4 protein-coding genes and 2 pseudogenes are annotated in these 3,053 nt (G+C 29.1%); 5 read left to right on the top strand and 1 reads right to left on the bottom strand.

The window, feature by feature from the left end:
• The 3 genes and pseudogenes from BUB83_RS22120 to BUB83_RS20885 all read left to right on the top strand — a co-directional run.
• Positions 1-226: pseudogene (locus tag BUB83_RS22120) on the top strand (transcriptional regulator); the annotation flags it as partial.
• Positions 227-467: 241 nt separating this feature from the next.
• Positions 468-677: a hypothetical protein gene (locus BUB83_RS20890; RefSeq protein ID WP_073341016.1), complete on the top strand. Its 210-nt coding sequence runs from the start codon at positions 468-470 to the stop codon at positions 675-677.
• A 579-nt stretch (positions 678-1,256) separates the two neighbouring features.
• On the top strand, positions 1,257-1,448 hold the full coding sequence (locus tag BUB83_RS20885; protein ID WP_073341015.1) for a hypothetical protein: 192 nt from the start codon (positions 1,257-1,259) through the stop codon (positions 1,446-1,448).
• Positions 1,449-1,748: 300 nt separating this feature from the next.
• On the opposite strand, the gene BUB83_RS22620 is transcribed toward BUB83_RS20885, so the two are convergent.
• Positions 1,749-2,072, bottom strand: coding sequence for a hypothetical protein (locus BUB83_RS22620; RefSeq protein ID WP_242950736.1), 324 nt, complete (start codon positions 2,070-2,072; stop codon positions 1,749-1,751).
• On the opposite strand from BUB83_RS22620, the gene BUB83_RS23035 reads away from it, so the two are divergent.
• Together BUB83_RS23035 and BUB83_RS20875 are read left to right on the top strand one after the other, a co-directional pair.
• A complete protein-coding gene (locus BUB83_RS23035; protein ID WP_423231155.1) occupies positions 1,987-2,418 on the top strand; it encodes a CPBP family intramembrane glutamic endopeptidase in 432 nt (143 codons plus the stop codon). The two genes, BUB83_RS22620 and BUB83_RS23035, sit on opposite strands and share 86 nt — an antisense overlap.
• Positions 2,419-2,751: 333 nt before the next feature.
• Positions 2,752-3,053, top strand: a pseudogene (locus BUB83_RS20875) (AraC family transcriptional regulator); the annotation flags it as partial.

Here is a 3,053-nt window from a genome sequence, read left to right as displayed (position 1 = left end):
TTTAAAGAAAGAATTTAAGCTAGTTAACGCTTTGTATGTAAGACATGAGGGGAACCCTATATTGATGCAAAATACTTATAATGAGTTGAATCAATATATACAAAGTAATAACTTGCAGCCTATAACTTCTGCTTATAATGTTGCTGTTAATGAAGTTAATGATCCTAGTAAGTTGGATGAAGCTGTTATTGATATTTATATTGGGGTTAATCCCAATAAAATATAGTTGACAATTGACAGTGTACAATTGACAGTTGTGGTTGATTTTCTTTCAGAAAATCTTTGAATTAATTTGGAGATATCTCAGCTCAATAAATAATTTATACATGTACCATAACTCGTTAAAACGTCGAGATTTTGGAACATGTATAAATTAAATTTCACGGTAGAATCTCTACAGGTTAAATCTTTCGGCCGAGGATTTACATATAAGTTTTAATAATTTACAATATAAGGAGGTGAATATTATGGAAATGACTTTGAATTATAGTGGTGTTTTTTGTGAGTTGGGTTATGATGAGTTGGAAGTTGTTAATGGTGGTGCTAGTCCTGTAATACCAGTGTTAAAAATGCTTCTTGCTTATATAGAAATGAAATATCCAGGTGGAATTTGGCCAACGCCTCTATCTTGGGCTGATTTCAAGCGAATGGAGCAAACCGGCAGTTTTAACTATTAATTAAAAAGGAATATCATTGGGTTCAAAGCCAATAAGGATATGGTATAGTTGAACACCCTAAAGTTCATCTACCCATTTTGTAATACCAATGGTAGGATTATTCAATAAAAAAAAAGATAATACCGTAGCATTGAAACAGGCTCTTTGTTTGAATAATCATTAGTTAACCAAGCCTGACATAAGAAAAGTCAGTAATCCATAACTTATGGATTACTGACCAATCATTATTCACAAGTGTAAGAATGCCTTCGGCATACTGTTTTTGTAGATTTGATAATACAAAATTTTGATAAGATTCATGAGAAACATATTTAGGTTTCATTTTTAACACCCCAATCACGGTTAGTAAGGGTAACAATCCCTTAAACTCCATTGTTGGGTTTATTTTCAAAAGTTAAGTGTTTTTTTTAGACTCTTAACAATGTTTTTTAGAAGTGAAATTTCCAATTTCACTTTAACAAAATAAAAAACTTCCTACTAAAAGTGGAAGGATTATAACTAAAGTGTTTTAAAGAAATCCTTAAAACATAACACTCGGTTAATTCCGAGAGTCTATTTTACTATAAGGAGGTGAATATCATGGAAATAACTTTCAAATATAGTGGTGATTTTTGTGAGTTGGCATATGATGATTTAGACATTGTTAATGGTGGTTCTGTTCCTATTGGGGGCCCATCTATTTTTCAATACTATCTTATGACTAATAAGATAAGTTGGGATAAACTAAGTTGGGCCGATTTTAAAAAATATGAACAGCTAGGATATTTTTAATAAATAATTACTAATTGTTTGAATATATTTATTAACATTGCTATTATGTGGCTGTAGATAATCTATGTCTATCCGCCATATTTTATAATTGTATTCAAATTTCAAAAATATACTTTAAGTACCAAAATAAATTTCTGAAAGGATTTATCTAAATATGATTGAAAATAAAGATTACTCTCTCAAAATAATGAACAGTATTTTATTGCTATTATCATTTGAAATATTAACGCTTACATTTCAATTCTTATTGGCACCATATTTTGAATCATCTTATACTTCAATATTATTAGGTGTCTTTATTCAAGCTACTGCCTTAAGTATAATAGTTTTGTGGTTAAGATTAAAAAACACAATTACCTTTAAAGAATTATTCTCCCTACAATTAGTATCTTTAAAGTATATAATTCCATCAATAATTACAATAATTGGATTATTAATAGTTATTACTGAAATCAACACTATATCCTTTATTATCTTTCCACTAACAGGAGTATATCTTGAACTATTTAATGATTTATCCAACGTACTCAGTAACTCATTGCAATATTTCTTAGCAGCAGTTATTCTAGGCCCGGTAGTAGAAGAATTTCTTTTTAGAGGATTAATTCTAAGAGGGTTTTTCAAACATTATTCTTATAAAAAAGCAATTTTTATATCCTCTCTTTTATTTGCAATATACCACATGAATCCATGGCAATTTTTATCATCCTTCTGTGCTGGCATTTTTTTTGGTTGGTGTTTTTACAAAACAAATTCTTTATTAATTTGTATCTTAGCTCATAGCTTCTTTAATTTTATAAGTTTTATATATCCTCTTTTAGTAAAATTAATATTTCCTGAATATATATTTGACTATAGCTCCGTTACGTTTATACCTCCATGGATTGTTTTTTTAGGGTTAATATTATCTATTTTAGGTGTTTTCTTATTAAATAAGGTGTTTGATAGCAAGTTCGTAGCAAGGAGCTGATTTCAAATCATCTCCTAGGACCTCTGAGGTGTAATTTTTTCCAGGTACAACCTTGAAAACATAAAAAACATGTACGATGGCAAGAACTACTTGCTTTATAGTACATGTTTTTTTGACTTCAATATGTTTTCAGTAATTTTCTAGTCCCTCTAGCATAAAAATTTGAATTATAGGTATCCCAGTTCAACTATTAATTTATACTTGTACAAAACTCCTAGAAACGTGGAGATTTTGTACAAGTATAAATTAAGTTTCACAATGGGATTCCTATAATAAGCGAGATAAAACTTTATAATTAAAAATCTTTTATGTTTAAGAAAGAAAATGAACCAAATGGAAATTAACCAAGAGATGCAAAAGATTGGACAAGTCATCAAAGAAAATAACTTACAAAAATCTGGTCCAGTTTTAAATACTACTTTTGGAGTTGAAATGGTTGCTGGGCAACAAGTATTAGATATGGAAATTTTAATTCCTGTTGAAGGTGAATTTGATATTCCCGTTGGGTATGTTTTAAAGAAAGAATTTAAGCTAGTTAACGCTTTGTATGTAAGACATGAGGGGAATCCTATGTTGATGCAAAATACTTATAATGAGTTGAATCAATTTATTCAGAGTAATAAGTTGCAGCCTAT

Origin of the sequence: Clostridium grantii DSM 8605, from assembly GCF_900129965.1 — a bacterium.
GTDB classification, from domain to species: Bacteria; Bacillota; Clostridia; order Clostridiales; family Clostridiaceae; genus Clostridium_AF; species Clostridium_AF grantii.
Note: the sequence above shows the minus strand (reverse complement) of the source record. Positions and strands in the feature narration are given on the sequence as shown.

What these genes read in the sequence shown, in the direction of transcription:
- BUB83_RS20890 (WP_073341016.1), top strand. Translation starts at nt 468, where the DNA reads ATGGAAATGACTTTGAATTATAGTGGTGTTTTTTGTGAGTTGGGTTAT.
- BUB83_RS20885 (WP_073341015.1), top strand. Translation starts at nt 1,257, where the DNA reads ATGGAAATAACTTTCAAATATAGTGGTGATTTTTGTGAGTTGGCATAT.